At 67.3% G+C, this 14,490-nt stretch carries 14 protein-coding genes; 6 read left to right on the plus strand and 8 right to left on the minus strand.

All coding sequences use genetic code 11. The annotated features are described in order from the left end of the window. Position 1: 1 nt before the first annotated feature. Positions 2–1,177 carry a PPE family protein gene (locus MKAN_RS06835; RefSeq protein WP_023366548.1) on the minus strand — a complete coding sequence of 392 codons (1,176 nt, stop codon included), beginning with the start codon at positions 1,175–1,177 and terminating at the stop codon, positions 2–4. Between the two features lie 29 nt (positions 1,178–1,206). Next, a complete protein-coding gene (locus MKAN_RS06840) occupies positions 1,207–1,506 on the minus strand; it encodes a PE family protein (RefSeq protein ID WP_023366550.1) in 300 nt (99 codons plus the stop codon). A 731-nt stretch (positions 1,507–2,237) separates the two neighbouring features. Here MKAN_RS06840 and MKAN_RS06845 point away from each other — a divergent pair. Then, a complete protein-coding gene (locus MKAN_RS06845) occupies positions 2,238–3,503 on the plus strand; it encodes an Rv1453 family transcriptional regulator (RefSeq protein WP_023366552.1) in 1,266 nt (421 codons plus the stop codon). A 47-nt stretch (positions 3,504–3,550) separates the two neighbouring features. On the opposite strand, the gene MKAN_RS06850 is transcribed toward MKAN_RS06845, so the two are convergent. The 4 genes from MKAN_RS06850 to MKAN_RS06865 form a co-directional block, all read right to left on the minus strand. Further along, positions 3,551–4,954, minus strand: a complete 1,404-nt coding sequence (locus MKAN_RS06850; RefSeq protein ID WP_023366554.1) for an acyl-CoA synthetase — start codon at positions 4,952–4,954, stop codon at positions 3,551–3,553. Positions 4,955–4,963: 9 nt separating this feature from the next. Then, a complete protein-coding gene (locus tag MKAN_RS06855; RefSeq protein WP_023366556.1) occupies positions 4,964–5,764 on the minus strand; it encodes an esterase/lipase family protein in 801 nt (266 codons plus the stop codon). A 3-nt stretch (positions 5,765–5,767) separates the two neighbouring features. Beyond that, a complete protein-coding gene (locus tag MKAN_RS06860) occupies positions 5,768–6,676 on the minus strand; it encodes an alpha/beta fold hydrolase (protein WP_023366558.1) in 909 nt (302 codons plus the stop codon). Between the two features lie 77 nt (positions 6,677–6,753). Then, positions 6,754–8,211 carry an aldehyde dehydrogenase family protein gene (locus MKAN_RS06865; RefSeq protein WP_036392781.1) on the minus strand — a complete coding sequence of 486 codons (1,458 nt, stop codon included), beginning with the start codon at positions 8,209–8,211 and terminating at the stop codon, positions 6,754–6,756. 279 nt (positions 8,212–8,490) lie between these two features. On the opposite strand from MKAN_RS06865, the gene MKAN_RS06870 reads away from it, so the two are divergent. The 5 genes from MKAN_RS06870 to MKAN_RS06890 are packed head-to-tail and all read left to right on the plus strand — an operon-like array spanning position 8,491 to position 11,626. Continuing rightward, positions 8,491–8,958, plus strand: coding sequence for an FAS1-like dehydratase domain-containing protein (locus MKAN_RS06870; protein WP_332909375.1), 468 nt, complete (start codon positions 8,491–8,493; stop codon positions 8,956–8,958). Continuing rightward, the gene (locus MKAN_RS06875; protein ID WP_023366564.1) at positions 8,958–9,377 is read left to right on the plus strand and encodes a Zn-ribbon domain-containing OB-fold protein; all 420 of its coding nucleotides are present in this window, start codon (positions 8,958–8,960) and stop codon (positions 9,375–9,377) included. Before MKAN_RS06870 ends, MKAN_RS06875 begins: the two co-directional genes overlap by 1 nt. Continuing rightward, on the plus strand, positions 9,374–9,817 hold the full coding sequence (locus MKAN_RS06880; protein ID WP_023366566.1) for a MaoC family dehydratase: 444 nt from the start codon (positions 9,374–9,376) through the stop codon (positions 9,815–9,817). The genes MKAN_RS06875 and MKAN_RS06880 overlap by 4 nt, the downstream gene beginning before the upstream one ends. Then, complete coding sequence (locus tag MKAN_RS06885) at positions 9,814–10,983, plus strand: lipid-transfer protein (RefSeq protein WP_023366568.1); 1,170 nt, start codon at positions 9,814–9,816, stop codon at positions 10,981–10,983. Before MKAN_RS06880 ends, MKAN_RS06885 begins: the two co-directional genes overlap by 4 nt. A 4-nt stretch (positions 10,984–10,987) precedes the next feature. After that, positions 10,988–11,626 carry a TetR/AcrR family transcriptional regulator gene (locus MKAN_RS06890; protein WP_036392468.1) on the plus strand — a complete coding sequence of 213 codons (639 nt, stop codon included), beginning with the start codon at positions 10,988–10,990 and terminating at the stop codon, positions 11,624–11,626. A 199-nt stretch (positions 11,627–11,825) separates the two neighbouring features. Here the strand turns inward: MKAN_RS06890 and MKAN_RS06895 are convergent, their stop codons facing one another. Further along, a complete protein-coding gene (locus tag MKAN_RS06895; protein WP_023366572.1) occupies positions 11,826–12,785 on the minus strand; it encodes a proline dehydrogenase family protein in 960 nt (319 codons plus the stop codon). Next, positions 12,785–14,416 (minus strand): L-glutamate gamma-semialdehyde dehydrogenase, encoded by a 1,632-nt coding sequence (pruA, locus tag MKAN_RS06900; protein WP_023366574.1) that lies wholly within the window; start codon positions 14,414–14,416, stop codon positions 12,785–12,787. The genes MKAN_RS06895 and pruA overlap by 1 nt, the downstream gene beginning before the upstream one ends. Between the last annotated feature and the right edge of the window lie 74 nt (positions 14,417–14,490).

Below are 14,490 nucleotides of genomic sequence, written 5' to 3' on the forward strand. Positions count from 1 at the left end.
GCTACCCGGCGGCAGGCGTCCGAGGCATGACATAGGGCCTCGGCGTGACCCGCAGCACGCCACTGACGCCGTTGCCACCGCCGGCGTTGGCCAGTTGGCCCAGCGGCAACCCACCGAGCATGGGCGCTGGTCCGGTTTCGGCAGCAGTCGCCACACCGGCCAACGGCAATGCCCGGGCCGCCGGGACGACCGTCTGATTCGCCGCCGCCCACCCGTGCGGCACCGACAACGAGCCGATCGACAGCGCCCGGCCCAAACCCGCCGCGACCCCGGAACCACCGATCCCGGAGGTACCCAACCCGCTCCCCAGCGACCCCATGGCCCTGGCCCCCGATTCGACCGCGGATTCAACAGCCTGGGCGGCCGCCGGAGCCATGCCCTTCAACAGCGAACTTGCCGTGTTGGTCATCGACATGCCCGAACTGAGCATCGACACGTGATTGTTGAGCATCGACACGATGTTGCTGATCGGCGACAGATGCGGCGAAATGGCCTTCCAGAGCTCGCCCACTGCTGTGAAGGGTGTGGTGCCTTGCCCGGGCTCGGCGAGTTGTTGCAGCGCCTGCGGCACCGTGGAGATCAGCTGATTCGCCGCGGCGGTATCGGTGGCCTCCTCGACCGCCCCGGCCTGCTGCACCAGCCCGCCGGCATTGGTGATCTCCGGGGACTCGTCGAACGGCGTCAGCGTCTCCGCCGCAACGGCCGCCGAACCCGCGTAGCCATACATCGCGGCGGCGTCCTGAGCCCACATCTCGCCGTAGTCGGCCTCGGTGACCGCGATCGCCGGGGTGTTCTGCCCGAAAAGGTTGCTCGCGATCAGCGTCAACAGCTGGATACGGTTTCCGGCGATCACCGCCGGCGGCACCGTCGTGGCAAAGGCTGCCTCGTAGGCCGTCGCCGCGGTCCGGACCTGGTCAGCGGTCAGTTCGGCCTGCGCTGCGGTGGTACCCAGCCACGTCACGTACGGCGATGCCGCCGCGACCATCAAGCCTGCCGACGTACCCCGCCACGGCCCGACCAACAACCCCCAGATCACGGACTGAACTGCGGACGCGGCGTTGTACAAATCGATAGCCACGCCATCCCAAACCTGCGCAGCAGCCAGAAGCGAGCCCGAACCCGGACCGGTGTACATCCTGGCGGAGTTGATCTCCGGCGGCAAAGCTCCGAAATCCATCTTCAGTCCTATTCTCGGAACACCGTCGGTTACTGGGCGGCCGCGGCGTTGGCGGCTTCCGTGGCGGCATACGAACCGGCGCTCGCGGCAAGAGTGGCCACCAACTGATCATGAATTCCGGCGGCCCTCGCGCTCACCGCCTGATAGGTGGCGGCGTGCGCCGCGAACTGCACTGCTACCAATGCCGAGACCTCGTCGGCAGCGGGGGGCAACACACCCGTCGTCGGAGCCGCGGCAGCGGAATTGCCGGCGCTCAGCGCCGCACCCACCGACCCGAGGTTGGCGGCTGCGGCCGCCAAGACGTCTGGTTGTGCCGTCAGGAAGGACATGCGGTTACCTCCTCGAGAGGCCGGGCACTCGCCCGGCAATGCAGGTTGATCGTCGGGTCACCGGTGGCCCAAGCTCTCCGCCACGGGTCGGGTCCGCGGTGATGAACTGGCGCTGATGATGGCGAACACGCAACGACGGCAACAGGTTAATCTCACCCGAACCGGCCGCCCGGAGGTGCAAAACGCACCAACGGGTCGGGCCAGCGGTGAAATCTTCCCAACAGAACCCGGTCGCAGGTGCAAAGTGCACCGTGGGTACAGCGCGGCACTTTGTCCGGACCGGGGGCCGCTGGCTCATCATGGGTCGGCTATCGTACTGCGCCGCAACCCGTTCCAAACCGGGATGCTCTATGAGCTCGGTTCTCGCGGCGGAGCCACGCCAATCGAGCCGTGGCCGAGATATATTCAGCCTGAGTTGAGCGGATCGGCGCCGCCCTAACCGGTTTGGTTGCCGGATCACCGTTTGCCTCCCGACGAGCATAACTGTCGGGTCCCGTCAGCCGGCCACTGCAACGGCCTTCCCGACCCACGCGGTCAAGTGGTTTCGCGCCCGCGCAACCAGCGGCTTCGCCAATCCGCCACTGCGGCTGTGTCGGCTACCACATCGGCGGCAAACGGACAAGGCATTGCTGCCGTGAATCCGAGAGACCAAGGGCGACAAACGGTTAAATCCCGCCACAAAGCGGAAATCGATCACCTGTGGCACCACATGCCGATCCTAGAATCAGCGCGTGGTACGGCAACGACCCTCGCCGCGAATACGTGAGCTCATCCGAGAAGGAGCCCGGATCGCCCTCAACCCCGGCCCGGAATGGATCACGGAGCTGGATCGTGCCACCGTCGCGGCCAACCCGGCCATCGCCGATGATCCTGTCCTGGCCAAGGTTGTCCAAAAGGCCAACCGCGCCAACCTGGTGCACTGGGCGGCCGCCAATATGCGCGACCCCGGCGCGCCGGTGCCGCCCAACCTCGGTGCGGAGCCGCTTCGCATGGCCCGAGACCTGGTGCGCCGGGGCCTGGACACCTTGGCGCACGACGTCTATCGAACCGGGGAATACATCGCCTGGCGGCTGTGGCTGCACATTGCGTTCGACCTCACCGCCGATCCGGCGGAGCTGCGTGAGCTTCTCGACGTCTCCGCCCGGTCGGTCAACGACTTCATCGAGGCCACACTTGCCGGCATCGCCGCCCAAATCCAGCTCGAACACCACGAACTCAACCGTGGCAGCCATGCCGAGCGCCTCGAGGTGGTCGGGCTCCTTCTCGAGGGCGCCCCGATCAGCCGAGAGCGCGCCGAGGCTCGGCTGGGCTATCCATTGAACCGGGCGCACACCGCAGCCATCGTCTGGAGCGACGAGATCGACGGCAACCACGGCGATCTCGATCGTGCCGCCGACGCGTTCAGCCACGCTGTGGGCTATGCGCAACAGCTCACCGTGGTCGCCAGTGCGGCCACCCGCTGGGTGTGGCTGGCCGACGCCGCCGGCCTCGACATCGCCGCGGTTGAGCGGGCACTGGACAGCACCGCCGGGGCACGCATCGCCATTGGAACCACCGCAACCGGGACCGGAGGGTTCCAGCGCAGCCACCTCGAGGCGCTGACCACCCAGCGCACCCTGATGCGACTACAGTCCGGCCAGCGGGTGGCATTCTTCTCCGACGTGCAGATGGTCGCTCTGGTCACCCAAAACCCGCAAGCAGCAAGCGAATTCATCTCCAGCACGCTCGGGGACCTGGAATCGGGAAGCCCGGAGCTGCAAACGACCCTGCTGACGTTCATCAACGAGCAGTGCAACGCCTCCCGCGCCGCCAAACGCCTCTACACGCACCGCAACACCTTGCTGCGCCGAATCGAGTCCGCTCAACGACTCCTGCCGCGGCCACTCGGCCGCACCTCCGTCGAGGTCGCCGTCGCCCTCGAAGCCCTGAGGTGGCGCGGCAGCGACATCGGCAACCTCCCCGGACCCGCTCGTCACGGCGACGGCGTGCCGGCTTAGCAATTCGCGGCCAATTCGCGGCCAATTCGCGGCCAATTCGAGCCGGTTCAGCCTTCCGACAGCAATTGCTTCTTGAGTACCTTGCCCAGCGCATTGCGCGGCAGCGACTCCACGATCCGCACCTCACGCGGGCGCTTGTGGACCGAAAGCTGCTGGGCGACAAACTGAATCAAGTCATCCGGGTTGGCTGAGCCGACGACGTAGGCAACGATGCGCTGGCCCAGGTCCGCGTCGGGGAACCCGACGACCGCGACCTCGGCCACATCCGGATGCCCCAGCAGCACCGTCTCGATTTCGCCTGCGCCGATGCGGAATCCGCCCGACTTGATCAAGTCGACCGACTCTCGCCCCACGATGCGGTGCATGCCGCCGGCATCGACGACCGCGACGTCACCGGTGCGATACCAACCGTCGGCGTCGAAGGCTTCAGCAGTGGCATCCGGCCGATTCAGGTAGCCCTCGAACATCGTCGGGCCCTGAACCTGAAGCCTGCCAACGGTTTCGCCGTCATGCGGGACCGGGTCACCGTTGTCGTCGACCAGTCGGGTCTGCACGCCGGCCAGCGGCAGGCCCACCCACCCGGGGCGACGTTCGCCGTCGGCCCGGGTCGACACGGTGATCAATGATTCCGAGGCGCCGTAGCGTTCAATGGGCCGGTGCCCGCTGACCGCGACCAGCTTGTCGAAAACCGGCACCGGCAGTGCCGCGCTGCCGGACACCAACAACCGCGCCGGTTTGAGCGCCTCGGCGGCAGCCTGGTCGGCCGCCACCCGCGACCACACCGTCGGCACCCCGAAATACAGGGTGCCGCCCGCTGCGGCATAGCCCGCCGGCGTCGGTTTTCCGGTGTGCACGAACCGATTTCCGACGCGCAGCGAGCCGAGCAGACCGAGGACCAGGCCGTGGACGTGATACATCGGCAACCCGTGCACCAGGACGTCATCGGCGGTCCACTGCCAGGCATCGGCCAGCGCGTCGAGGTCGGCGGCGATCGCGCGCCGGCTCAACTGCACGCCCTTGGGCGGGCCGGTGGTGCCGGAGGTGTAGATCACCATCGCGACGTCATCGGGTGACGGTTCGGGATAACGGTGCCAGGACCGGGCGCGTAACCGGACCGGAATGTGCGGTAGCCCTTCGGTTTCGGCGGGTACCGGTCCCAGCCACGCCTGCGCACCGGAGTCGGCCAGCATATGCCGACGTTCGGCCACACCGACGTCGGCCGGTACCGGGACGACTTGCACACCGGCGAGCAGACAACCGGTGACGGCCAGCACCGTGGCGGCGGTCGGCGTGGCCAGTACCGCGACCCGGTGCGCGCCCGCGACCCGCTCGGCCACCGAGGTTGCGGCGCCGATCAGGTCACTGCGGCTGAGCGTGACGCCGTCGATGCTGATGGCGTCGGCGATGTCGGTGGTGGAAAGGTCGGCGGGGTTCAGTGAGGCCAGCAGCACCTGAGCAGGCTACCCAGACCCGTCGGCGGCCGCAGCGGCGGTCTTCGACGAGCCGGGAAACAGCGGTCGCAACACCGCCGGCGGACGGAACGGGGTCCAGCTGCCCCGCGGTTGCGCCAGCCGGTCGGCGATGGCCCACACCGTCGCCGGATGGTGTCCGTAACCGATGTGGCTGGCCAGTACCGCGATGTTCTCGCTGCGCGGCCCGGGCGGATTGATGCAGGTCTGCCACGCGACCATGCCGTCGAAGCGCGAGTAGATCGCCGTCGTGGGGACCGGCATGGGTTCGGCTTCGGACTTCAATGGCAGCGCGTGCTGTTCGGAGTGCAGGTGGGCGTAGCGCTTGAAGCTGGGGGTCGCGCGGGACTGGCCTTCGTCCTCCATGCGAAACGGGCTGCCGAGGGTGATCACCTGACGCACCGCCTCCGGGTGACGGCGGGCCAGCGTGCGCGCGAAGATGCCGCCCAGACTCCAGCCGATCAGGGTGAGCGGAACGTCGTAGCTTGCGTGCAGCTCCTCGAGGCGCAGTTCCATGCCGCGCACCGCTTCGGGCGTAGGGCCGATGTTGCGGCCGAGGCCCCAGCCGTGGGCCCGATACCCGAGGCGGCCCAGCAGCCGCCGCAACGTCCAGGTGGAACCGTCCCCGGCCAGCAGGCCGGGCAGCACCAGAACCGGGTGCCCGTCGCCGACCGGCAGCATCCGGCGCAGCGGCAGGACACTGACCAATTGCCCGTACTCGGCCACCGCACGCGGGATGTCGGTGAGATAGAGCGCGAGTGGCGGGGCGCTGACGGGTTTGGTCGTGGACATGGGTCAGCCCTCCTCGTCCCAGACCTTCATCATGGTCGCCAAGATCTCCTCGCCGCGGCCGAGCCCGGCGAGGTGGCTTTCCTCCGGAAGGTGGAACAGCTCGGCGTTGGGCAGGCGGGAAACGACGTGCTCCCCGTGGGAGAACGGGATGATGTGGTCGTGGTCGCCGTGCCACCAACGGACCGGGACCGTCACCTCCTCGAGCCGGAATCCCCAGTCCCGGGCGAACACGATGACGTCGGCGAACGGCGCGGCCAGTTGTTTGCGGCTGCCGTTGAGCAGGTCGTCGAGAAACATCGCCTTGAACTCGGGACGGGCCAGCAGATGCCGGTCGGCCTGGGGTGAGAGCAGTGCGTACACGTCCAGTGCCGGGGACGCGACCGGCCGGGCCGCCCGGATCAGCAGGCTGGCGGAAAGCCGCAGCGGGCTCCCGCCCAGCTTGAGCAACGGCGCCACCCGCACACCGAGGTTCATCACGCCGCCGCTGATCGCGTCGGGACCGTGTGTCGGTGCCACGCCACCGAGCACCCCGGCGGCCACGACCTTGTCGGGCAGCCCGGCGGCGCAGGCTAGCGTGTAGGGGCCCCCGCCGGACAGGCCGACGACGGCCATCTTCTCGATTCCGAGGGTGTCGGCGATGGTCCGCATGTCGTCGGCGAACGCGGAGATGGTCTCGTACTGATGCGGGGTCGACGAGCCGATGCCGGGCCGGTCGACACCGATCAGCCGGACGTTGTGGTGTTCGGCATAGACCCGGGCCTCGGTCGGGATCTGCCGGCGGGCACCGGGGGTGCCGTGCAGCCAGAAAACCGCACGTCCCTGCGGGGCGCCGAACTCGGCGAAACCAATCTGGCGATCCTCCCCGACCGCGATGTTTCCTTCGATCTTGGGACGGGCAATTGCGACGACCATCCCGAGAGCTTCGCATGCGGACTTTGCTCGTGACAATCCGGGACGGGTCCCGGATGGGCGCCTTTCGCAGCCTCCCGTCAGGCGGGCATCCCGATCGCCTTGGGCTCCATGTACTGGTGCAGGCCGGCGATTCCACCGCCCTCACGGCCCAGGCCGCTCTGCCTGAAACCACCGAACGGCGCGTCGCCGGGACCGAACCCGTTCACCGCGATCTGGCCGGTGCGGATGCGGCGAGCGACACCGACGGCGCGTTCGGCGTCGGTACCCCACACCGCGCCGGACAGGCCGTACTGCGAGTTGTTGGCGATCGCGACCGCCTCGTCGTCGTCGCGGTAACGCATGACGGTCAACACCGGCCCGAAGACTTCCTCCTGCGCAATGGTCGCGTCCGGGGTCGAGCCGGTCAGGATCGTCGGCTCGTAATAGAAGCCCGTTTCCAGCGCTGGGGGGCGCCGGCCGCCGGTGGCCAGGGTGGCGCCGTCGCCGAGCGCCCGGGAGACCAACCCTTCGACTCGCTGCCGCTGTTGCTCGCTGATCAGCGGGCCCATCTGCACCTCCGGATCGGCGGGATCGCCGACTTTCACCTGACGCGCCAGTGCCACCAGCCGGTCGACGACGTCGTCGTGCATCGCGTCGGGCAGCAGCAGCCGGCTGTGCAGGATGCAGGCCTGACCGGCATGCAACAGGCAGGACTCGAACAGCATCCGCTGCAGCAACTCGTCGGTCAGCTCGGCGTCGTCGAGCACGATGCTCGCCGACTTGCCGCCGCATTCCAACAGGACCCGCTTCATGGTGCCGGCCGCGGCGGCCATCACCTCCCGCCCGACCGCCGAACTGCCGGTGAAGCTGACCATGTCGATTTGCGGATCGACGGCCAGCAGCTTGCTGGCCTCGATACTGCCGGGCGTGACCACATTGACCACCCCGGGCGGGATGTCGGTGTGCTCGTCGATCACCTTGGCCAGCGCCAACCCGGCCAGCGGGGTCAGCGGCGACGGCTTGAGCACGACGGTGTTGCCGGCCGCCAGGGCCCGACTGAGCTTCATGACGTTGAGGCTGTGCGGGAAGTTCCACGGCGTCAGGATGGAGACCACACCCAGCGGCTCGTGACACAGCACGGTGGCACCGGCGCCTACCGATCCGATCGGCTCCTCGCGCAGCGTGGTGGCGAGTTGGCCGGCGCGCTGCGCGATGAAGGACGCGCTGTCGATCTGCATTGATCGTTCGTTGGTGGTGCAGCCCCATTCGGCTTGGGAGAGCGCGAAGAACTCGTCGGCATGCTGTTTCAGCGCCTCGCCGAGCTGAGTCAGGCAGGCGGCGCGTTCCTGGTGGCTCATCGCCGGCCAGGAACCTTCGTCGAATGCGCGACGGGCGGCCTCGATCGCCTCGGCGACCTGGCCGACGCTGGCGTCCGGCGCGGTGGCGATCGTCGCGCCGGTCGATGGCGAGATGTCGTCGTAGCGGCCGTTGTGCGGTTCCGCCCAGCGTCCGCCGATATAGAGCTGGTAGGTGTCGACAAGAGGTGATTCAGCCATCTGCATCCCCAAACCGCATATCGGTCATATCAACACCTGGTGTACACCGGTCACAGGTCGGAGTCAACGAGTGCTAGCCCGAATTACCGGCAATTTCAGGCATATTGACAAGCAACGCCGTACACGAGTAAACACAGTTGGCGAACACCTTGTGTCGATGTGTCGGATTCGCTGGTTCTGATCGATCTGCGACGGGAGGGCGCCGTGCCGTCAGCCGAGTTCCGCGCCAAGTTGCGCGCTCTCGTCGGGCAGCACACCGGTGGTACCGGAAAGCCTTTGGTGGCGCCGGATCCGGTCAATCAACCGATGATTCGGCACTGGGCGCATGCGCTCGACGACATGAACCCGGTGTACCTGGATCCGGAGTTCGCGGCCACGTCGAGGTTCGGCGGCATCGTGTCGCCGCCGGTCATGCTGCAGACCTGGACGATGCCCGCGCCGAAGCTCGAAGGGATCCGGGAGCGGGGCGGAACTCCGACCGAAATCACTTGCAATCCAACGGCCTTCCTTGACGAGGCCGGCTACACCAGCACGGTGGCGGTGAACTCGGAGTTCGAGATCGAACGTTACCCGCGCCTGGGCGACGTGATCAGTGCGATGACGGTGTACGAGGACGTCTCCGACGAAAAGGAGACCGCGCTGGGCACCGGCTTCTTCCTCACCTGGGTGACGACCTATGTCGACCAGCATTCAGAGGTGTTGGGCCGCCAGCGATTCCGGGTCCTGCGATTCAGGCCGAAGCGCTGATGGCGACCCGGCCGGCACCGGCAATCAGCCCGGACACCGAGTTCTTTTGGCGCGGTCTGCGTGAGCACAAACTACTGATCCAGCGCTGCACCGGATGCACAGCGCTGCGTCACCCGCCACGCCCCATGTGTCCCGGGTGCCGCTCCGTGGACTGGACGGTTGCCGAGTCGTCGGGCCGCGGCACCGTCTACAGCTACGTGATGCCGCACCAGCCGCGGTTTCCATTCTTCGATTACCCCTACATCGTCGTGCTGGTGGAACTGGCCGAAGGGGTGCGGCTGGTGTCCAATCTGGGTGACATCGATCCGGCTGACGTCGTGGTCGGGATGCCGGTCGAGGTGTACTACCAGACCTTCGAGAACGACCTGGTGCTGCACCAATTCCGGCCCGGCCCCCCGGTCGCGGGAGAATCTCGATGACCGCGACCAGTACTCTGAGATGGTCCGACGTGGCCGTCGGGGACGAGCTGACTCCGCTCGAGATCCTGGTCACCGCAACAGTTATCGTCGCCGGCGCGATCGCATCGCGGGACTTCATGCCGGTGCATCACGACCGTGACTACGCCAACAAGCAGGGTTCGCCCAACCTGTTCATGAACATCCTGACCACCAACGGGTTGTGTGTCCGTTTCCTCACCGACTGGGCCGGGCCCGAGGCGATGGTCAAGAACCTCTCGATTCGCCTTGGCGTACCGTGCTTTCCGGACGACCCGCTACGCTTCACCGGCAGCGTGACGGCCAAGTCGGCGGGCTCAGGTGGCGAGAACTTCGTCGAAGTGACGTTTCAGGCCGCCAACAGCCTGGGCAAGCACGTGTCCGGCACCGCGGTGCTCAGCCTGCTCGACCGGGCGGGTGCATGACCGGCTCGCTGGCCGGCGCCGCGGCCATCGCGGGAATCGGGCAGACCGAGTTCTCCAAGGAGTCCGGGCGCAGCGAGCTGCAATTGGCGTGTGAGGCGGTCAGCGCCGCACTCGACGACGCCGGTGTGGCGCCCGGCGACGTCGACGGCATGGTCACCTTCACCATGGACGCCAGCGACGAGATCGAGGTCGCCCGCAACGTCGGTATCGGCGATCTCGACTTCTTCAGCCGGGTGCCCCATGGCGGCGGCGCGGCCGCCGGGACCGTGGCGCACGCGGCGATGGCGGTCGCCACGGGTGTCGCCGAGGTGGTGGTGTGCTATCGCGCGTTCAACGAGCGCTCCGGTATGCGGTTCGGCGGCAGCGGGCGCACCAGCGGCGAAACCCCGTTGTTCATGGCGCATTACGCGCCGTTCGGATTGCTTACTCCGGCAGCATGGGTGGCACTGCACGCCCAGCGTTACATGTCGACCTACGGCGTCACCAACGAGCACTTCGGTGCGATTGCCGTTGTCGACCGGGCCCATGCGGCCCGCAATCCCGACGCGTGGTTCTACCAGCGCCCGATCACGTTGGCAGATCACCAGAACTCGCGCTGGATCGTCGAACCCGTACTACGCCTGCTGGATTGCTGTCAGGAAAGCGACGGCGGGGTTGCGCTGGTGGTGACCAGCGCTGCCCGAGCCCGGAATCTCCGGCAGCCGCCGGCGGTGATCACCGCGGCCGCCCAGGGCGCCGCCTCCGATGGCGAGATGATGACCAGCTACTACCGCGAGGACATCACCGGCCTGCCGGAGATGAGGGTGGTGGCCCGGCGGCTGTGGCGGGATTCGGGTCTCGAACCCGCCGACATCCAAACCGCCTTTATTTATGACCATTTCACGCCTTTTGTCTTCGTTCAGCTCGAGGAGCTCGGCTTCTGCGGGCGCGGTGAGGCCAAGGACTTCGCCACCGTCGAGAACCTGTCGCTGGGCGGCATGCTGCCGATCAACACCAACGGTGGTCTGCTGGGCGAGGCCTACATCCATGGCATGAACGGCATCACCGAGGCGGTTCGTCAGGTGCGCGGCACCTCCCGCAACCAGGTCGACGGCGTCGAACATGTCCTGGTCACGTCGGGAACCGGGGTGCCCACCAGCGGCCTGATTCTCGCGCAGGCCGGGTGAGCGCGTGACGACGCGGGCTTCTGCGGTGATCCAGGCGGGCGATACGCGCGAGCTCATCATCGGGGCCGCATACGTCTGTTTCCGCGAGCACGGACTGCAGAAGGCGACCATTGTCGACATCGCCAGGCTGGCGGGGGTTTCGCGCAGCACCGTCTACGAGTACTTCCCGGACAAGGCAGCCATTGTCGAGTCCTGTGCCGAACATGCTTCCCACCAGTTCTACCGCGAAATGGCCCAGTCCATGAGCCGGGTGAGCACGTTGGAGGAAAAGCTCTGCTGCGCGGCGGTATTCGTGACTCGAGCGCGGCGCGCGATCGCGTCGGCAACCTATGTCGATGAAGATGCGATCAACCTGTTGCTGACCAAGGATGCCGCCGAGTTGCTGCGCGAAAGCGTCGACTTCTTCGCGCCCTACCTCGCCGCGGCCAAGCTCACCGGCGAGGTGCGCAAGGACCTCGATATCGAGGCCGCCGGAGAGTGGTTGGCCCGCATCCTATTCTCGTTGTTCACCACGCCTTCGCCGATCCGCAATCTGGACGACCCCGATGCCCCTGAAGCCGTAGCCGATTTCGTGCGTGCGCATGTGGTACGGGGTTTCTGCGGTGACCGGCCGCGGTCCCGGGCCGCGTCGAAGCTGCGCTGAGTATGCGGCCGGCGTCGGGTGGGTGGTTGCGGCGTCGAGTGTGCGGCTAGGGCTTTCGGGTGTGCGGCTGCGGTGTCGAGTGTGCAGTGAGGGCGGCTGAGCCGCCAGAAAACCCGCCCAGTGGGCACACTCGACGCCACCAATGCAGACCCGACGCCACCAATGCACACCCGACGTCACCAACACACACCCGACGCACTCAATGCGCCAAGGCGCGCAGAAAAAACGCCAGGTTCGCCGGGCGCTCGGCCAGGCGTCGCATGAAATAGCCGTACCACTGGCCGCCGAACGGCACGTACACCCGCAGCTGATTACCGGCGGTGGCCAGGCGCCGCTGTTCGTCGTCGCGGATGCCGTACAGCATCTGGAATTCGAAATCACGTGCGGTACGACGTCCTTCAGCAGCCATGCCGACGGCCGCGCCGATGATCGCCGGGTCGTGCGACGCCACCATCGGATACCCGGAGCCGGACAGCAGAACGTGGAGGCAGCGCAGGTAGGAGTCGGTGATCCCGGCGCCGTCCCGGTAGGCCACCGCTGTGGGCTCGTCGTAGGCGCCCTTGCACAGCCGGACCCGAGCGCCCACCGAGGCCAGCTCTCGGCAATCGGCGAGCGTGCGTCGCAGGTAGGCCTGCACAACCGTGCCCAACCAACCGAAGTCGACCCGCAGGTCACCCGAGATCGACAAGGTCGAATCGGTGGTGGTGTGGTCCTCGGCGTCCACGGTGACCCACACCCCGACCTGCTCGGCCCGCTCGCAGATAGTGCGGGCATTGTCCAAGGCGATCTTCGGGCCGTCGCGATCCAGCGCCTGCCCCAGCGCCGACAGCTTGACCGACACCTCCAGCGGCCGCACACCGTCGAATGCCGTGTCCGCCCGCCGGCCCAGCGCGTCGAGCAGGTCGAGGTAGGCCCGCACGGTGGCCGCGGCGCCGTCGGTGTCGGTGACATTCTCACCGAGGTAGTCGATGCTGACATAGCGGCCCGAATCACGCAGCGCGGCAACCACTTCCAGGACGCTATCCAGCGTTTCACCGGGCACGAACCGGCGCACCACCCGCCGGGTCACCGACGAGCGCCCGGTCATGAGCCGCAACCTATCGGACCGTCCGGCCGCCAGCAGGGCCGGGCGCAGGGTGCGGGCGAACAGTCGGGCCATCAGTCGGCAGCCATGTGCGGGTAGTGGTGGTCGGTTGCCGGGACGAACGTCTCCTTGATGGTGCGCGCCGAGGTCCAACGCAACAGGTTCAGCGGCGAACCCGCCTTGTCGTTGGTGCCCGATCCGCGCGAGCCACCAAACGGCTGGCGCCCGACGACCGCACCGGTCGGCTTGTCGTTGACATAGAAGTTGCCCGCGGCGAACCGCAGCCGGTCTTGTGCCGTCAGCACCGCACGGCGGTCGTCGGCGATGACTGCGCCGGTCAGCGCGTAGCGCGAACCGGTATCGACGACGTCGAGGATGCGTTCGTAGTACCCGTCGGGATAGACGTGCACCGCCAGCACCGGCCCGAAGTATTCGGTCGCGAACGCCTCGTCGGTCGGGTCGTCGGATAGCAATACCGTGGGACGCACGAAATATCCCACGCTGTCGTCGTATTCACCGCCAACCGCGATCGTGACACCGGCCGCTCCCTTGGCCCGCTCGATCGCGTCGACGTTCTTGATGAAAGCGCGCCGGTCGATCAGCGCCCCACCATAGTTCGACAGGTCGGTGATGTCACCGTATTTCAGCTCGGCGACGGCGCCCAGGAAGGCATCACCCATCCGCTGCCACACCGAGTGAGCGACGAACGCCCGCGACGCCGCCGAGCATTTCTGGCCCTGATAGTCGAATGCTCCGCGAATCAAGGCGGTGGACAACACATCCGGCTGCGCCGACGGGTGTGCCACCACGAAGTCCTTACCGCCGGTCTCCCCCACCAGCCGCGGATAGCTCTGGTAACGGCCGATATTGGCGCCGACCTGCTGCCACAGGTGGCAGAAGGTGGCCGTCGATCCGGTGAAGTGGATGCCGGCCAATCGCGGATCGGCCAGCGCCACCTCGGAAACCGCGAAGCCGTCGCCGGTGACCAGGTTGATCACACCCGGCGGCAACCCCGCGGCTTCGAGCAGTTGCATGAGCAGATAGGCCGACAAGGTCTGGGTGATCGACGGTTTCCACACCACGGTGTTGCCCATCAGTGCCGGCGCGGTGGGCAGATTACCCGCGATGGAGGTGAAGTTGAACGGCGTGATCGCATAGACGAAGCCGTCCAGCGGACGGTAATCGGCGCGGTTCCACTCCCCTGGGCCGCTGATCGGCTGCTGGGCCAGGATCTGGCGGGCAAACGCGACGTTGAATCGCCAGAAATCCACCAGCTCGCAGGGCGCGTCGATCTCGGCCTGATACACCGACTTCGACTGGCCGAGCATGGTGGCGGCGACGATCTTTTCCCGCCACGGCCCCGCGAGCAGATCGGCGGCGCGCAGGAACACCGCGGCACGCTCGTCGAAAGGCAGAGCGGCCCAAGCGTTTTTGGCGGCCATCGCGGCCGCGATCGCCGCCGCCGCATCGGCATGGTCGGCGTTGGTCAGGGTGCCCAGCCGCACGGCATGCCGGTGCGGTGCGACGACGTCGACCGGCTCGCCGTCGCCCATCCGGTGTCGGCCGCCGATGACGTGCGGCAGGTCCATCGGATGATCGGACAGCAAGGCCAGCTCGGTCCGCAGCCGGGCGCGTTCCGGCGATTTCGGCGCATAGTCATGCACCGGCTCGTTGACCGGGACCGGCACTTGGGTAATAGCGTCCATGCCTGCCAGGTTCCCCGTCCGGGGACCGCAATCGATTGGCCGATACGACAGGAATTGTCACCGATACTAGTAGG

It is taken from the genome of Mycobacterium kansasii ATCC 12478, assembly GCF_000157895.3.
Taxonomy (GTDB): Bacteria; Actinomycetota; Actinomycetes; order Mycobacteriales; family Mycobacteriaceae; genus Mycobacterium; species Mycobacterium kansasii.

What these genes read in the sequence shown, in the direction of transcription:
- MKAN_RS06835 (WP_023366548.1), bottom strand. Translation starts at nt 1,177, where the DNA reads ATGGATTTCGGAGCTTTGCCGCCGGAGATCAACTCCGCCAGGATGTAC.
- MKAN_RS06840 (WP_023366550.1), bottom strand. Translation starts at nt 1,506, where the DNA reads ATGTCCTTCCTGACGGCACAACCAGACGTCTTGGCGGCCGCAGCCGCC.
- MKAN_RS06855 (WP_023366556.1), bottom strand. Translation starts at nt 5,764, where the DNA reads ATGTCCACGACCAAACCCGTCAGCGCCCCGCCACTCGCGCTCTATCTC.
- MKAN_RS06860 (WP_023366558.1), bottom strand. Translation starts at nt 6,676, where the DNA reads ATGGTCGTCGCAATTGCCCGTCCCAAGATCGAAGGAAACATCGCGGTC.
- MKAN_RS06865 (WP_036392781.1), bottom strand. Translation starts at nt 8,211, where the DNA reads ATGGCTGAATCACCTCTTGTCGACACCTACCAGCTCTATATCGGCGGA.
- MKAN_RS06875 (WP_023366564.1), top strand. Translation starts at nt 8,958, where the DNA reads ATGGCGACCCGGCCGGCACCGGCAATCAGCCCGGACACCGAGTTCTTT.
- MKAN_RS06880 (WP_023366566.1), top strand. Translation starts at nt 9,374, where the DNA reads ATGACCGCGACCAGTACTCTGAGATGGTCCGACGTGGCCGTCGGGGAC.
- MKAN_RS06885 (WP_023366568.1), top strand. Translation starts at nt 9,814, where the DNA reads ATGACCGGCTCGCTGGCCGGCGCCGCGGCCATCGCGGGAATCGGGCAG.
- MKAN_RS06895 (WP_023366572.1), bottom strand. Translation starts at nt 12,785, where the DNA reads ATGGCCCGACTGTTCGCCCGCACCCTGCGCCCGGCCCTGCTGGCGGCC.
- pruA (WP_023366574.1), bottom strand. Translation starts at nt 14,416, where the DNA reads ATGGACGCTATTACCCAAGTGCCGGTCCCGGTCAACGAGCCGGTGCAT.